At 48.3% G+C, this 15,763-nt stretch carries 14 protein-coding genes; 3 read left to right on the forward strand and 11 right to left on the reverse strand.

Annotation, left to right across the window (positions count from 1 at the left end):
- The 7 genes from AZ66_RS18850 to AZ66_RS18880 all read right to left on the reverse strand — a co-directional run.
- Positions 1-497, reverse strand: a 497-nt coding sequence (locus tag AZ66_RS18850) for an acyl-CoA thioesterase (RefSeq protein WP_044356251.1), incomplete at its 3' end; no start/stop codon positions are given.
- Positions 498-619: 122 nt separating this feature from the next.
- On the reverse strand, positions 620-2,050 hold the full coding sequence (gene pyk, locus AZ66_RS18855; RefSeq protein WP_044356240.1) for a pyruvate kinase: 1,431 nt from the start codon (positions 2,048-2,050) through the stop codon (positions 620-622).
- 220 nt (positions 2,051-2,270) lie between these two features.
- Positions 2,271-3,236, reverse strand: coding sequence for an acetyl-CoA carboxylase carboxyltransferase subunit alpha (locus AZ66_RS18860; protein WP_044356242.1), 966 nt, complete (start codon positions 3,234-3,236; stop codon positions 2,271-2,273).
- Positions 3,226-4,107 carry an acetyl-CoA carboxylase, carboxyltransferase subunit beta gene (gene accD, locus AZ66_RS18865; RefSeq protein ID WP_044356243.1) on the reverse strand — a complete coding sequence of 294 codons (882 nt, stop codon included), beginning with the start codon at positions 4,105-4,107 and terminating at the stop codon, positions 3,226-3,228. Before accD ends, AZ66_RS18860 begins: the two co-directional genes overlap by 11 nt.
- A gap of 137 nt (positions 4,108-4,244) precedes the next feature.
- Positions 4,245-4,433 (reverse strand): hypothetical protein, encoded by a 189-nt coding sequence (locus AZ66_RS18870; RefSeq protein WP_021252166.1) that lies wholly within the window; start codon positions 4,431-4,433, stop codon positions 4,245-4,247.
- A 169-nt stretch (positions 4,434-4,602) separates the two neighbouring features.
- A complete protein-coding gene (locus tag AZ66_RS18875; RefSeq protein ID WP_044356245.1) occupies positions 4,603-5,127 on the reverse strand; it encodes a phosphatidylglycerophosphatase A family protein in 525 nt (174 codons plus the stop codon).
- A 120-nt stretch (positions 5,128-5,247) separates the two neighbouring features.
- Positions 5,248-8,949: a DNA polymerase III subunit alpha gene (locus AZ66_RS18880; RefSeq protein WP_044356247.1), complete on the reverse strand. Its 3,702-nt coding sequence runs from the start codon at positions 8,947-8,949 to the stop codon at positions 5,248-5,250.
- Between the two features lie 122 nt (positions 8,950-9,071).
- Here AZ66_RS18880 and AZ66_RS18885 point away from each other — a divergent pair, with 122 nt between their 5' ends.
- From AZ66_RS18885 to AZ66_RS18895, 3 genes are all read left to right on the forward strand, one after another.
- Positions 9,072-9,398, forward strand: coding sequence for a YtrH family sporulation protein (locus AZ66_RS18885; RefSeq protein WP_021259006.1), 327 nt, complete (start codon positions 9,072-9,074; stop codon positions 9,396-9,398).
- 105 nt (positions 9,399-9,503) lie between these two features.
- Positions 9,504-9,998: a hypothetical protein gene (locus AZ66_RS18890; RefSeq protein ID WP_044356248.1), complete on the forward strand. Its 495-nt coding sequence runs from the start codon at positions 9,504-9,506 to the stop codon at positions 9,996-9,998.
- 125 nt (positions 9,999-10,123) lie between these two features.
- Positions 10,124-10,429 carry a YtpI family protein gene (locus tag AZ66_RS18895; RefSeq protein ID WP_021252171.1) on the forward strand — a complete coding sequence of 102 codons (306 nt, stop codon included), beginning with the start codon at positions 10,124-10,126 and terminating at the stop codon, positions 10,427-10,429.
- Between the two features lie 202 nt (positions 10,430-10,631).
- On the opposite strand, the gene AZ66_RS18900 is transcribed toward AZ66_RS18895, so the two are convergent.
- From AZ66_RS18900 to AZ66_RS18915, 4 genes are all read right to left on the reverse strand, one after another.
- Positions 10,632-11,966 carry a DRTGG domain-containing protein gene (locus tag AZ66_RS18900; RefSeq protein WP_044356249.1) on the reverse strand — a complete coding sequence of 445 codons (1,335 nt, stop codon included), beginning with the start codon at positions 11,964-11,966 and terminating at the stop codon, positions 10,632-10,634.
- A gap of 141 nt (positions 11,967-12,107) precedes the next feature.
- Complete coding sequence (locus tag AZ66_RS18905; RefSeq protein ID WP_044356250.1) at positions 12,108-14,783, reverse strand: YhgE/Pip domain-containing protein; 2,676 nt, start codon at positions 14,781-14,783, stop codon at positions 12,108-12,110.
- Between the two features lie 297 nt (positions 14,784-15,080).
- Positions 15,081-15,386, reverse strand: coding sequence for a hypothetical protein (locus AZ66_RS18910; RefSeq protein WP_021259011.1), 306 nt, complete (start codon positions 15,384-15,386; stop codon positions 15,081-15,083).
- Positions 15,387-15,499: 113 nt separating this feature from the next.
- A partial coding sequence (locus tag AZ66_RS18915; RefSeq protein ID WP_044356252.1) for a YlbF family regulator occupies positions 15,500-15,763 on the reverse strand: 264 nt, incomplete at its 5' end.

The following is a 15,763-nucleotide window of genomic DNA, read 5'->3' on the forward strand; positions in this document are numbered from 1 at the left end:
GAGGTCGGGCGCATTCGCTCCAGCAATGACCATACATCCTCCGCTTCCCGCTCAACACGAATAGGACGCCAATCCGCATTTAGCCAAGCAAGAGTAGTTGTTCCTTCCACGAGCAGCTTGCCGGATGGCTTAGAGACCCAGCCTGCTTCAGGCAGGCCTGTTTCTGTATCGCCCTCTATCCTGCATACTTGTGACTCAAATGTCAACCGGAGAGGCGACAGCTGCATCAAGCGAGTATATACCATCACTCGATCATCATAGTATGCGGGACGCTTGAACTTCACCTGCAAATCGACCACAGGGAGCAACAGCCCTCTTGCTTCAAGATCCCGATAGTTCATACCGAGCGCTCGAATCCATTCCGTTCTTCCGACTTCGAACCACGTCACATAGTTGCCATGGAATACGACATTCATTCGATCTGTCTCTTGATAGCGAACACGCAGCGGATAACCAAACCATACCGATTGATCTTCTTCCCTAACGTCATGATACATCTTCTTTCCTCCTCCATTGTAGCGCATTCGAGGGTACGTTCACAAATACAGCAAGAGCAATGGTTCAACCATTGCTCTTGTCTGGAATTGCTTCTATATTCAATTGGATTGGCCTATTCTTACTAGCAACGGCCTTGTCCGATTTGGCTTACTTTAACAAGGTTTGTAGAACCTGCACAGCTTGTAGGAACACCAGCTGTGATTACAACCAAGTCGCCTTCTGCAACGATGCCTGTCTTCACGCCGCCTGCAACAGCAACGTCAAACATTTCGTCTGTAGAAGTAGCTTGATCGACTTTAACTGGAGTAACACCCCAAGTCAAGGACAAGCCACGCATCACTTGCTCAGAAGGAGTCACAGCGATGATTGGAGCCTTCGGACGGTATTTGGATACCATACGCGCTGTGTAGCCTGTTTGTGTAGAGCTGATGATTGCTTTTGCATCCAGATCAAGAGCTGTGTTAGCAACTGCTTGGCTGATTGCATCAGTAACTGTAGCTTGCTGTCTCGAGCTTTGTTTTACCAAGATTTCACGGTATTCAAGCGCAGATTCAGCTTTTTCAGCGATACGGGACATTGTCAATACGGATTCAACTGGGTATTTACCAGCAGCTGTTTCACCGGACAACATGATTGCATCCGTACCATCGAAGATTGCGTTTGCTACGTCACTTGCTTCCGCACGTGTAGGACGTGGGTTGCGTTGCATGGAATCAAGCATTTGTGTAGCTGTGATAACTGGCTTGCCAGCCAAGTTGCACTTCTCGATCATACGCTTCTGAACGAGTGGAACTTCTTCAGCTGGAATTTCAACGCCAAGGTCACCACGAGCAACCATCAAGCCGTCAGACGCTTCCAGGATTGCATCCAGGTTGTCTACGCCTTCTTGGTTTTCGATTTTGGAAATGATTTGGATATGAGTTGCATTGTGCTTCTCAAGCAATTCACGAATTTCCAAAACGTCTTGCTCTTTACGAACGAACGAAGCAGCGATGAAATCAACGCCTTGCTCGATACCGAAGCGGATGTCGTTCGCGTCTTTTTCTGTAATACCTGGCAAGGAAATTTTCACACCAGGAACGTTAACGCCTTTTTTGCTCTTGATTGTGCCGCCGTTAACGATTTTACATTTGATTTCTGTACCTTGAATCTCAACAACCGTCAAACCAACGAGGCCGTCATCGATCAAGATAGTGGAACCAGCTTCAACGTCACGAGGCAAGTTCTCGTAAGTTACGGAGATGCGGTCTTTATCGCCAAGGATTTCTTCTGTTGTCAATGTGATGAACTCGTCTTCAACGAGGTCAACGGAGTCAACAGCAAGCTTACCTGTACGAATTTCAGGGCCTTTCGTATCAAGGAGAATTGCAACCGTTTTGTTCAACTCTTGGGATGCTTGACGAATGTTTTTGATTCGGTTGCCATGCTCTTCAAAATCACCATGTGAAAAATTGAGACGAGCAACGTTCATGCCAGCCATGATCAATTTTTTAGTGTTCTCTAAAGATTCGCTGGAAGGACCGATAGTACAGACGATTTTTGTTTTACGCATATGGGCTTCCTCCAATTATGTGTGTCTCTCTGTATCTCTATATTGTATTGCTAAAAACAAGGCTCTCAACTATCTAATTTACTATACTCAATAAAATTTGTATATGAAGATAATCATATTTATAAGTTTTACCAGTGAACGATGTTTTAAGTCAATTGACTTATGAAAACCGTGTCATCCCTGTCAGGACGCGGGATTCAGGGCACAGACGCCACTGAACTTATCCGTGCTGCAGAATGCTGAACTCGCCAATATTGCGAAATTTGTCATATCTATCTTCGCGAAGCTGCTCTGGGGACATCCCCATCAGCTCGGTCAGATGACGCCAGAGCGCATCTTTCATGTTGGCAGAGGCCGCTTCAACATCCTTATGAGCACCGCCTTGAGGCTCTGGAATGATCTCCTCGATCACATTGAGTTCCTTCAGGTCAGAAGCTGTAATCTTCATCGCTTCTGCTGCTTGGTCGGCTTTGGACGCATCCTTCCAGAGGATAGATGCAGCACCGTTCGGGGAAATGCATGAATAGATTGCATTCTCCAACATAAGAACTCGGTTGCCTACGCCGAGCGCGAGCGCGCCGCCGCTTCCACCTTCACCGATGACGACGCAAATAATTGGCACGCCGAACATGGCCATATCCCGCAAATTGCGTGCAATAGCTTCTGATTGTCCTCGTTCCTCAGCTGTATTGCCTGGGTATGCACCCTTCGTATCGATGAATGTAATGATCGGACGACCGAACTTGTCCGCTTGATGCATGAGCCTAAGCGCCTTACGGAAGCCTTCTGGATGCGGGCTGCCGAAGAATCTTGCAATGTTGTCCTTAGTATCCTTGCCCCGCTGATGTCCGATTACCGTTACCGGCACCCCGTTCAGTCGGGCCAATCCGCCCACAATAGCAAGATCGTTGCCGAACAGTCGGTCACCATGAAGCTCAATGAAATCAGTGAATATATGCTGGACAAAATCCAGTGTGGTTGGTCGCTGTTGGTGTCTCGCCAAGTGCATTTTCTGCGATGGGGAGATGCTAGCATAGATCTCTGCCGCTAACCTGGCGTAACGCTCCTCCAACCGGGCGATTTCTTCAGTAAAGTCAATTTGCTTCTCGTCGCCGAACCGTTTTAATTCAGCAATCTTCTGCTTCAACTCCACCAAAGGTTGCTCGAACGGAAGTTCATTCGCCATGAGCTACATCCCCTTTCACCGTATGCAGATCGATAAGTTTCGCCAACGTGGACTTCATGTCCTTGCGCTGCACGACCAGATCGATTTGTCCATGCTTCTGATTGAATTCAGCCGTTTGGAATTCTTCCGGAAGCTTCTGACGAATCGTCTGCTCGATTACGAGACGGCCAGCAAAGCCTACTCTTGCCCCAGGCTCAGCTATAATGATGTCGCCAAGCATAGCGAAGCTTGCAGACACTCCACCCATAGTCGGATCCGTGAATACCGAAATATAGAATCCGCCTGCTTCATGGAATTTCCCAAGCGCTGCACTTGTCTTGGCCATCTGCATCAGACTCAAGATGCTCTCCTGCATTCTTGCGCCGCCAGATGTAGAGAAGATGACTAACGGATATTGTTTCTGCATAGCAGTTTCAATAGCTCGTGTAATTTTTTCTCCCGTTGCCGAACCCATGCTGCCAGTGAAGAAATCGAAGCTCATCACAGCTACGACAACCGGAAATCCACCAATTGTCCCCTCGCCCGTAATAACAGCTTCATCCATGCCGGATTTCGCTCTTTGCTGTTGCAGCTTGTCCTTATATTCTGGAAAAACAAGCGGATCTGCGGATACGATATCCGCATCATATTCAAAAAATCGGCCTTCATCCAAAGTCATTTCAATGCGCTCCCTTGCATTCAAGCGCATATGATGCCCGCATTGCGTACATACCTTCAGGTTTTTCTCCAGCTCTTTATGATATTGAATCGAGCCACATTTTGGACATTTATTCATCAAACCTTCGGGTATTTCGCGTTTGGGACGGTCATCGTGTACAGATCCGGACGGCACCGTTGCGTACTTTTTCTTTTGAAATAAGTCTTTAAACACCCGATACACCTCTTTAGGCGTGATTTCTCCAGTTGAAATACAGGACATCATCCTATTGCTTCAAACTAGAGATTGTCCTAACCATAGACAACAAAAATCGGCTGTTTGAACGATAACATCGTCATTCATCAGCCGCATCATGCATGCAAGATCGAATTAAGCACTTCCTGAACCTCTTCAACTTCTCCGGAAGGCACTAGAATTTCAAACTGTTGTTTAGACAGATGGATTGGACGGATCTGAATAAGGAATCCTTCCTCGGTCAGCTTGCGCTGAATCTTATCTGCTAAATTGGCAGTCGGTGCGATGTAGATAACAGTCCACACGCGCGATTGACCCCCCTAACGTTCCAGAAACGGCTCATATAATGCCATTATGATATCATAATTGTCAATTTCATCGCAACAAATTCCAACAGACTTGCTGCAATGCACTGCCCAATAAGCAATGATGAACCAGCGCCAAGCCTTATCCCATCTCGGCTATTCGCATTCTTTAAGAATTTGCATTCATATCGTCAAGCTTGCAGGCTCCACCCTCGCCATACTGCTGAGCACGCTTGTCGTGATGGGCAATTCTAGCTGACGCAGCAGCAGCTAATCCGGCTACAATATCATCTAAAAAAACATGAATTCGCGTACGATCCGAATTGAGCTGATGAATGATGCCAAGCTTGGCCTTATCCAAGTATCCGAAACTGGTGAGGCCGATCATTCCATATACGCTCGTAATGCCAAGTGCAAGTGTCTCATCAACACCATACAAGGATTCATCCGTCTCCATAATCGCTTGAAGCGGCTCCGGCAGCAGCTTCTGTTCGGCAAGCAAATCCAATGCAATGCCTGTAATGAGCGTGTATTGAACTTCGCGCTTGCGTGTTACGGCTCGTACGCTGTCCAGACAATCCTCCAGCGTCAACGCTGCATTGTATGGCTGCTGAAGATGGAGCACAATCTCCGCGATGGATTCAAGTGATACGCCGCGCTTAACAAGCCATTGTTCCGCCATATTGAATGTCATGGCGTCCCCTCCCTTCGCCCCTTCAACTTCACCTACCCGTGAATAGGGCGTATGACCACTCTATGCGGGATGATAAGGAATTGTGCTACTTGCGGGAGGAGATTCGACCCCTGACATTTGTTATTTGACGCGTACGGTTCCAGCACCGAACATTGATTCGATCCTCTTGAACAGATCCGGTGACGGCTTCAGCGAATATGCCTCGCTAAGCGCCCGCAGTTGCTGTTCGCGCTCATAGAACAATACAGTCGGCAGCGGCCCTGGCTGCGACTTCAAGAGTTCCTTCAGTTGTTGCAGCAGGTCTGGCCGCTCATGATCGGCTGTAATCTTAATATATACTCGCTGTCGCTGTGGTGGTCGTCCACTCGTTCTGGAGGCAGGAGCTTCGGTTCCACCACCCTGTGCTGTATTCCGCAGACGAGCTGCGGATGAACTCCTATCCGCAGACATGCTGCCCGTATCTCGGTTCATGTCGGCGGCTGCTTCAGCACCACGTTGAAGGTTGACCGCCGCCTCTCGTTGATTCGCGCTTCGTCCAGACGGTTGTTCGCTGGCTATACGCAACTGAGAAGCTTGCCCACCACGCGTCTCAGAGGAGCGTCTGCGATGGGCAGCACGCTTCGTCAACGCAGCAATCGCATGGGGCTCAAGCGGTACAACCTCGTCAGCAAGCAGCTTATAGCCTTCATCCTGACGCTGTACCTTCGCCCGCAGCGCAATCAATGCTCCCTTCCCAATCAGCGGCTCTGCTCGGCGCCACACTTCGGGGAACAGCACCACTTCAGCCCGCTCGATTCGATCCTCAATTTCAATGAATGCCATCGGCTTGCCCTTCTTCGTCATTATCGTTCGAAGCGACACGACCATCCCGGCGACGGTACACTCACTGTCGTCCGGCACCTCATGCAAATCAACAAGCCGATCCGTGTCGGAGGATTCCAGCAGCTGCGCATGATCATCCAGCGGATGACCGGAAAGGTATAATCCGAGCAGATCGCGCTCCAGCTCCAGCTGCTCTGCCATAGCGAACGGCGGTATATTCGGATAATCAATCGTCCAATTGTTTACTTCGACGAAGCCGAACAATTGAATTTGAAGATCCTCTCTTTCCTTACGCCATTTCGCAGCCGCATCCAAGGCCTCATCCAGCATGGCCAATAGCTGTGCCCGATGACCTGGAAGTGAATCGAATGCCCCCGCTTGAATAAGCGATTCAATGACTCTGCGATTGCACACCCGAAGATCAACTCGCTGACAGAAATCGAGCAAATCTGCAAATGGCTTCTCATGTCGCTGTTTCAATATGCTCTCTATCGCAAGCGTACCCACATTCTTTATGGCGCCAAGGCCGAAGCGAATCGCGCCATCAACGGGTGTAAAGCGAACATAGCTTTCATTAACATCCGGAGGCGATACCGTTATGCCTATTCTTCGACAATCTTCAATGTACTCTGCAATCTTCCGATGACTTCCCATATTCGCTGTCAGCATGGACGCCATAAATTCTGTCGGATAATGAGCCTTCAAATAGGCAGTTTGGAAGGCAAGCACGCCATATGCAGCTGCGTGAGCCCGTGGGAATCCATAATCAGCGAAGCGAACGATCATATCGTACACCCGATTTGCTTCCACTTCCGTATACCCTTGCTTCAGACTGCCTTCTACGAAATGGCGCCGCTCTTGATCAAGCACTTCCCGCTTCTTCTTCGAGACGGCGCGCCGCAGCAGATCCGCTTCTCCGAGAGAGAAGCCTGCCATTCTGGAGGCGATATGCATAATCTGCTCTTGATAGACAATAATGCCGTACGTATCCTGCAGGATAGGCTTCAGATCAGGATGGGGATATTCGACAGCTTTCAACCCATGCTTGCTATGAATATAGTTCGGGATGAACTCCATTGGACCCGGACGATACAGCGCAAGCACGGATACGATATCTTCAAATACAGATGGCTTCAGTTCTCGCAGAACACGCCGTACGCCAGCTGATTCAAGCTGGAACAACCCTGTCGTATCCCCCCGGCACAACAGTTCATAGGTCGCCTCATCCGCATCATCAATCATGCCTAGATCAAGCGGTTCATCGCCGCGAAGATTGACCCATTCTAAGGTTCGTTCAATAATCGACAATGTTCGCAAGCCGAGGAAATCCATCTTCAGCAAGCCGATCGATTCTAAATTTTCCATCGAGTATTGGGTGAGAGCAATATTCTCGGTTCCTGCCTGCAGGGGTACATAATGCGTTAACGGCTCCTCACTGATGACAACACCTGCTGCATGGGTTGATGCGTGGCGCGGCATGCCTTCTACCTTAGACGCCATATCAATAAGCTCGCGTATGCGCGAATCACGTTCTCTCCAACTGCTTAGCTCGCTGCTTGCCCGCAATGCCTTCTCAAGCGTGACTCCGAGTTGATTCGGAATCAGCTTCGCTACCCGATCCGTATCGTTATAAGGCACATTCAATGCCCTGCCGACATCCCGCACCGCTGCCCGCGCAGCCATCGTACCGAACGTAATAATCTGCGCCACGCGGTCATGGCCGTACTTATTCGCAACATAAGCAATGACCTCATCACGCCGCTCATCATTGAAGTCAATATCGATATCAGGCATCGTCACCCGTTCCGGATTCAAAAATCGCTCGAACAGTAAATGATACTTGAGCGGATCGACATTCGTAATCCGCAAGCAGTACGCCACAAGACTACCCGCTGACGAGCCCCGTCCGGGACCTGTCATAATACCATGTTCATGGGAGAAGCGAATGAAATCCCACACGATGAGGAAGTAATCAGAGAATCCCATATTCTCAATCGTATTCAGCTCATAGACAAGTCTCTCTCTCGCCTCCCGCTGGAAGGCTTCATCCTGCCATTCCGGCAGTGCTTGATAGCGGCTCGCCAGTCCCTCTTCGCACAATTGTCTCACATACTGCCCTGCATTCATGCCTTCAGGGAGCGGATGATAGGCGGGAAGGACATGCCCTCCGAAGTCCAGCGTCACATTGCACTGCTCCGCAATACGAGCCGTATTCGCAACCGCTTCCGGGACATGACGGAACAATGCCGTCATCTCTTCCTGCGACTTAAAGTACATCTGGTCGGTATGCATGCGCATCCGCCCCTCATCCTCAACCGACTTCCCCGTACCTATGCAAATAAGGACATCCTGCATCGCTGCATCTTCCTGCTGCAAATAGTGAACATCATTCGTTGCAACGAGCGGAACGCCCGTCTGCTCACTTAAAGCTATAAGGCCAATGTTAACCTTCTTCTGTTCCGGAAGGCCATGATCCTGCAGCTCAATATAAAATCCATCACGGAAAATATCCTTATATCGTTCAACCGCACTGCGCGCTGCCTCTTCATTGCCGTGAAGCACATGCTGCGACACCTCGCCGCCAAGGCAGGCGCTTAGCGCGATTATCCCATCTGCGTATTTGCGGAGCGTATCCATATCGACACGAGGCTTATAATGAAATCCCTCCAAGTGCCCTATAGAGCAAATCTTCATCAAATTGCGATATCCCTGCTCATTCTTCGCCAGCAATATGAAATGATAAATAGGCTGTTCCTTGCGCGATACCTTCTCCTGGAGCGCTCCTGTCGTTACATACGCTTCCACGCCAATAATGGGTTTAATGCCATGCGACATACATGCTTTATAGAAAGGAATGATTCCGTACATCACCCCATGATCCGTGAGGGCTAGCGCCTTCATTCCGCATGCGGCTGCTCGTGCAGCAAGCGCTTCAATACGCGCTGCTCCGTCGAGCAAGCTGTATTCACTATGCACGTGCAAATGCACGAACTGATCCATACCATCACTCCTTCAACCTGCCATGTTATACGAACATATTTTCGTCTCTTATTGTATCATAATTCCGCCAGCAAGTCCTATACATGTACAAAGGGTAATTCTATGTGAAAAGGGGCGTTACGATGGGTTCATTTCTCTCGAAAGCACTTCTCGATTTCTTCATCGCCTTCGGCATTGTGCTCGGAGGTGCCATACTGGCGGGCATAGGGTCCGTCATCGCTCTTCAACCCCCTTCTGATACGATGCGCCATATTGCGGAGCATCTTAAAATATGGGCAGTCGTAGCTGCCGTAGGTGGAACGATCGACCCGATCCGAGTCATCGAGAGCAACTTCTGGATGGGCAACTTGAATCCAGTATTTAAGCAGCTTATCTTCATTTTCGTATCATTCTTGGGAGCTCACCTCAGCACAGAGCTCGTTCACTGGATTTGCCGGGATCGCGTATAACGCAATACGCCACCGATTTCATTCTCATTCCCATCAATCACTTCTTACGCCGGAATCGCGCATAACATCGCGTAATGGAGTCAATAGAAGGAAGGAGCTTGCACGATGCGCCAGCGTAAAACCCCATTATGGCTCAGCAATCTCGCACTCATCATTGTCGGCAGCGTCATCGGTGCGGGAATCTACCATGCGGTCTATTTGCGTCAATTTAATGAGGTTATGATGATCAATATTGATCTGCGTGACCGCCTTGCCCATTACAAGGCTGAAACGGAAGACTTGCTCCGCTATAAAAATCGGAAAACCATTATTAAAAGCATCGACCTGCACATCTACAAACAGCAGAACGACACAAGCATCCCGCAAGCAGATGAAATGGAGCTCCGACGGCGTTTGCTCAAGGACTTAGCCGTATTGAAGGGACGCAACGTGTTCAAAATTGATGAATACAGCAAGCTTGTGGAAGGGCTATTGTCCCTTAAAATATATCCCGACGTGAATGACAAGGACTACACGGTTCAGCTCCGAACAATGCTCGTCACCGAAGGAGTGCTTCATGTGTGGATTGATGTACATACTTATGTACCAACATCCCCTTAAGGGAATCATCGCTCGCTTAGACAGCCCACTAAATCTTGTAGGACAGCTCCCTGGAATATGGTAATATAAAGGAGTTTAGATTGTAGTCGTTTCCATATTGTCAAAGAAGGAGAGTTGCTTAATCGATGGAAACTATCCAATGGGTGCTCATTATCCTGATTTGTGTGACTTCAGGAATGTCTGTGTATTACAGCTTTCGTTCAAGACGTGAGCAGGCCACAGCGCTTCGTGGCTTATATGCGGCTAGAATGAATATGTGTATGGGAATTATGCTGCTGCTCATCGCAACGATCCAAATTTTCATGTTCACAGCATCGACAGTTAGAGTCATTGTAGGAGCTGTACTGCTCGTAATCGGATTATTCAATTTGTTCGCTGGGCTGCGCAATCACAGCCATTATCAAGCCATCTATTCCGCAGGTAAAAAATAATCGCCTCATCAACAAAATGGGATTGCCTCTCATATGCCGCGTTACAGCAGCAGAGGCAATCCCATTTATTTGCTCATCGTGAAGTATCCATATCCTATATCTAAGTCCCAGTTGCTCTTTGCGTACGACATTTTGCAATAGACAACTAGACAGACATTCTATTTCCGAACATTAAGTCCCTACTGCGGTGCATAGCTGTGCGCTAGTCGTGATCGATCGACTGTGCGGTCATCATTGCTTTGGCGACGAGATGCTCTCCGTGGCGGATGGACAGTTCCAGCTTGCAAAACTTGCGGCTCATCTCGATAAATTCCGGATGCAGCGTCACGATATCCTCGATTTGAAGCGGGCGGACGTAATAAGTTGTCATATTCTCCATAACGTGATCGTAGCTGCGAACGTCCTTCACCGCCCGCAAGGCGGCCTGCGTCATAATGGTGGATAAGATGCCCTCCGATACAGAACCGAATCCATTCACCATCTGAGGTGTGATGACACCACGGAAATAGAGCTGCCCCTTATCGTCTCGCTCTTCCTCGAACCCATTCCATATCAGGTCATCGAACGTCTCCCCGAGATGCGGCTCTTTGCGGGCATCACGCATCGCCTGCAGCACCTGCCGTCTGGTCACTACAGCAATGAGCTTGCGGTTGCGATCGACGATCGGGAGCAGTTCAACGCCCTCCCACACCATCGTATGCGCTGCCGAAGCGAGCGTCGTCTGCAGCGTAGCTGTGATCGGACTCCGCGTATAGAGCTTATCAATGCTCGTGTCTAGTTCAGCCCCCAGCACATCCTTGTATGTAATCATACCAATAACCCGGTACCACTCGTCTACGACGGGGAAGCGAGTATGACTTGTCTCATCACGCAGTCGTTGGAAGTCGCTAACTGTGCTGGATGGACGCAGCACAATCATTTTGTCTTTCGCTGTAACGATGTCTTCAACGATCATAATCTTCTTCTTAATTAACCGGTCGAACAGCGCGCGGTTGATCATAGAGCCGACCGTAAATGTATCGTACTTCGAAGAGATAATTGGTAAGTCCAGTGCATCGGCCAGCAGCTTCACCTCTCGGCTTGTTCCGAATCCACCCGTTATAAGCACACCTGCTCCATGCTGAAGCGCAAGACGATGAGCATCCTCGCGGTTCCCGACAATGAGCAAGCTCCCTGCATCAATATAACGAGCCATGGCATCCAGCTTCATCGCGCCGATGACGTATTTGTTCAGCGTCTTCATCAGACCGCGGCTTCCGCCAAGAACATGACCGCCTAAAATATCGACAACTTCACCGAATGTCAGCTGTTCGGACATATTGCGCGGCTTCTTCTCTACCCGAACCGTGCCAATACGTTCCTTCGTGATGACGATCCCGATGCTCTCCGCTTCCTTCACGGCACGATAGGCGGTTCCCTCACTAACTCCCATTTCCTTCGCCAGCTTACGAACCGATATTTTCGTTCCCGGCTTCAAACTTTCAATATGCTGCAGCAATTGTTCGTGCTTCGTTAGCGTCGCATCATGGCCATCCATCTGTTACACCCCTATATCCCGAACTGTAGTATTCTGTGCTTAGTTTACCATATATTTATAGGTAACTGCAAAATAAACAAGCTGGCATCTGACGATTCAGATACCAGCTTGTTAGCTAAGCATACGAGGGAATACACAGCCTTATCCTGCAATCACTGCGGATGATTCTGCTCTCTCCTTTTTCATTAGCTTGCGATAGAACATCTGGAATGACAAGCTGCTTGCTGCCAGCGCGAGTCCAATGTACACCGACAGAAATCCGAGATTCATCCATACATAGCCCATATCACCTAATGAGATGACGCCGCGGAAAGCACGGATTGTGTACGTCATCGGAAGCCATGGATGAAGCATCTGGAAAAATGGCGGTGTCAGCTCAATTGGGAACGTGCCAGCTGTGGAAGACAACTGCAGCACAAGCAAAATAATAATGATAAACCGGCCTACATTCCCAAACATCGTAATGAAAAATTGGATCAAGGCAAAGAAGGTTAAGCTCGTCGTCAAGCATACAAGGAAGAACATCGGTATGTTGGTTACAGGCAGGTTAATGACCGTAAGTACAACTGTACCGCAGATAATCACTTGCAAAATGCTCTCGACTGTCATAAAGCCAAATTTACTTACCATCCAAGCCATACCAGATGGAGGTCTCCCGCTTGTTTCTTTCAACGGATAGACCATGGAGAACATAAGTGCACCCACGAAGAATCCAAGCGACAAGAAATACGGGGCCATACCAACGCCATACGTTGTGACATCATGATTATCCAGCTTGTCACTGCCTACCGGAGATGAGATCATCTCATACGTTTTATCGGTCGGGTGCTGCATCGCCTTCTCTGCACCCTCTCTCAGCTTGTCGCGCAGCTCTGCTCCCCCATCTTGCAGGCGCTTCTGACCATCTAAGAGCATCGCAAATCCATCGTTAATCGATGCCTTGGCCTTTTCTACCTGATTCAGTATATTACTCATCTTCTGGAACATCATCTTCTGCACATGACTCGCCGCTTCATTCAGCTTCATATCGGCCAAATTATGCATCATATCGCGTACCATAGGCTCCATCGCATTTACTCTGTCATCTGCTGCCTTATGTAGCTTCTTCGTAATCTCCGGTGCCAATCGATTCAATTCATCATTTACTTTGTGATGAATGCCGTTCACGACTTTCGGCTCGTATTCCTTCCATTTCTCATCGACAAGCGTATGCAGCGTATCAACTAGCTGCTTCGACTTCTGCTGATACATATTTTCTGCAAGCTCATGCGCCTTGTCTCGCAGCTGAGGAGCCAATTCATTCGCCTTCGTGATCACCATACGGTTCGCCATGGAGCGAATCTGTGGGAAGACTTCATCGAACTTCTTATCTGCTGCCTCGTGCAGCTTCTTCATGAGTGAATTTCCCACCTTGGTCAGCTCTCTGTCCGCAAGCTCGGTTAGATCCTGCTTCACCTTATTCTTGAGCGCCAACAGATTATCGCCGTTCAAGCGATCCTCGACCTTTGCACGAGCATCCCCCAGCTTCTCCTTCAACTCATCCCACTGCGGTTTCATAGTAGGCGGAATCTGTTCTTCAAAGGGCTTAAGCTTCTCTTCAAGTATTTTCAAATCCTCGTTGATTTTGTTCATCTCATCCTTACCACGCTGAATTGCGCCGTCAAAGATCGCATCCACCTTCTCATCAATATAGCGATGAATAGAAGAACGAATCGTGCTGTCCAGCTTGCTGTACTCATTATCGATAATGGTATGCATTTTCTCCCTAGCAGCAGGCTCCATCTTCGTAATCGAATTATCAAGCTCCTTGCTGATCTTCGCCAGTACATTGTTCAAGTTCGCCTCATATGCACGATCAATTTCTTTATGCATATTTTCTCGAATTTGCTCACCATACTTGTTAGCTTGCAGATCAATTTGTTCATGCACTTTTTCCTTAGCCGGCATAGATTTGGTGCGAACAAGCTCGTCAATTTTGACATGCAGCGAATCGTGCACGATATCATAATATTTATCAGATTGCGCATCAATTTCACGATGAATCTTATCCATCATCTTCGGTTTATTGCTGCGGATCGCTTCATCGATTTCCTTATGAATCATCTGATCAAGCTTCTCTTTGTTCTCCTCCAAGGCACGTTCCACCATCGTTCCAGCCTGAGAGGTCTTTGAATCGACCGCCGCATTCAGTTCATCGCGGAACTTCTCAATCCCCTCACCAAGCTGCCCTAGGCCTCGCTCAATCTGGCTTGCACCTTCACTAGCAGCTTTCAATCCGTCCGCTACTTTATCAAGCGCATTGAACATTTGCTCAACATACGTCTCCGTTACCTTTTGCGACAATTCTGCCTTGATATTTTGAACCACTTTATCTGAGATCTGTCCCGAAATAAAATTATAACTGCTGTTCTCTGTGTATATCAGGTTCATCGGCTGCGGGTGTTGATCAAGGATCGTCGTTGCATTATGCGACATTTGTTCAGGGATGCGAATCATCAAGTAGAACTTGTTCTCGCTCAATCCCCGTTCGGCTTCCTGCCTGCTTACGAAATGAAACTCAACCTTCTCATTATCGCTAAGCTTCTCGATCAGCTCCCGGCCAATGGCAATCTCCTTCCCTTCGTACATCACCGGTCGATCCTCATTGACGACAGCGACAGGCATATGCTTGGCATTGCTATAAGGATCCCAATTTGCAACCAGATATACGCCGCAATACAGCAGCGGGATAATGAGCAGACCCAAAACGGGAACAAGCACATCTTTGGTACGGATATTCGCCATGAATTCCGACCAGAAAAAACGAATACTCTTCACGCTGTCACCTCCTTAATGACCGAATGACCATTTTGTTAATACAGTTCTCATTTGACAGATGTGAGTATTATATCTCAGCCTTTTTCAAATTTCAATTTTAAAATTTCTCCCCAATGAAACCCATTCATCTTGACAAATATTCCAAATACCAACTCAAAAAAGTAATGCTGTTTCCAACACTTCAGCGATACTTCTTCCGCCCCACAATGTCACAATTATGACCGTAATCAGCGGTTCAGAACCAAAAAAAAGTAGAGCCTCCCCTAATGGAGAGACTCTACTCCTCAGCTATTGTGCTTACTTCAATCTGGCTGGCTGTCGCTTCATACGCTCTTCAAGGCGTCTATATTTCTCACGCTTAATCCTCTGCAGACGCTGTTCCGTCTCCTCATCCACCCGCAGCAAGCGGTGCAAATGAGCAGCTACAATCAACAACGCGAACGCAATCCATACAACGCCGAACGTCGAAGATGCTGTCCATCCATCCTTGAAGCTTAATGTAGGCAATACATAAATCAGCATCGCTACAACCAGTATGATGGATATGACATGCTTCCAGTTATTTCGTGGTTTCACAATAGCCGTATGATGTTCCGTTTTCATCCCGTTACGCTCCTTACTCGAGATGAGCCGTGATATCTGAAGCATCATCTCTATTCTTGTCCTATACTAGAGCGTATGCCGGTTATATGAATCCCATGACTTCTTTCTTGTCCTTATTGATACAGGTGGCCTAGCGACTCGGAGACGATCTTGTTTACATCTTGAATGACAACGGCAAGGCGGCGTTCAGCATCGAACAGCTTCGCAATATCCGCATTCATGCTGATCACTTGGAATAATTTCTCCATCTTTTCCATCTCTTCTTGATCTGGCATTTCACCAGTCATCATCTTTTGCTGCATATCCATCTGACGTGCACGGAAATCATCCAGCATCTGCTTGCCTTCAGGGTTCGCATCCACTGCTTTCATTGCTTC

The sequence above is a fragment of the Paenibacillus sp. E194 genome (genome assembly GCF_000935845.1).
Classification (GTDB): Bacteria; Bacillota; Bacilli; order Paenibacillales; family Paenibacillaceae; genus Paenibacillus_B; species Paenibacillus_B alvei_B.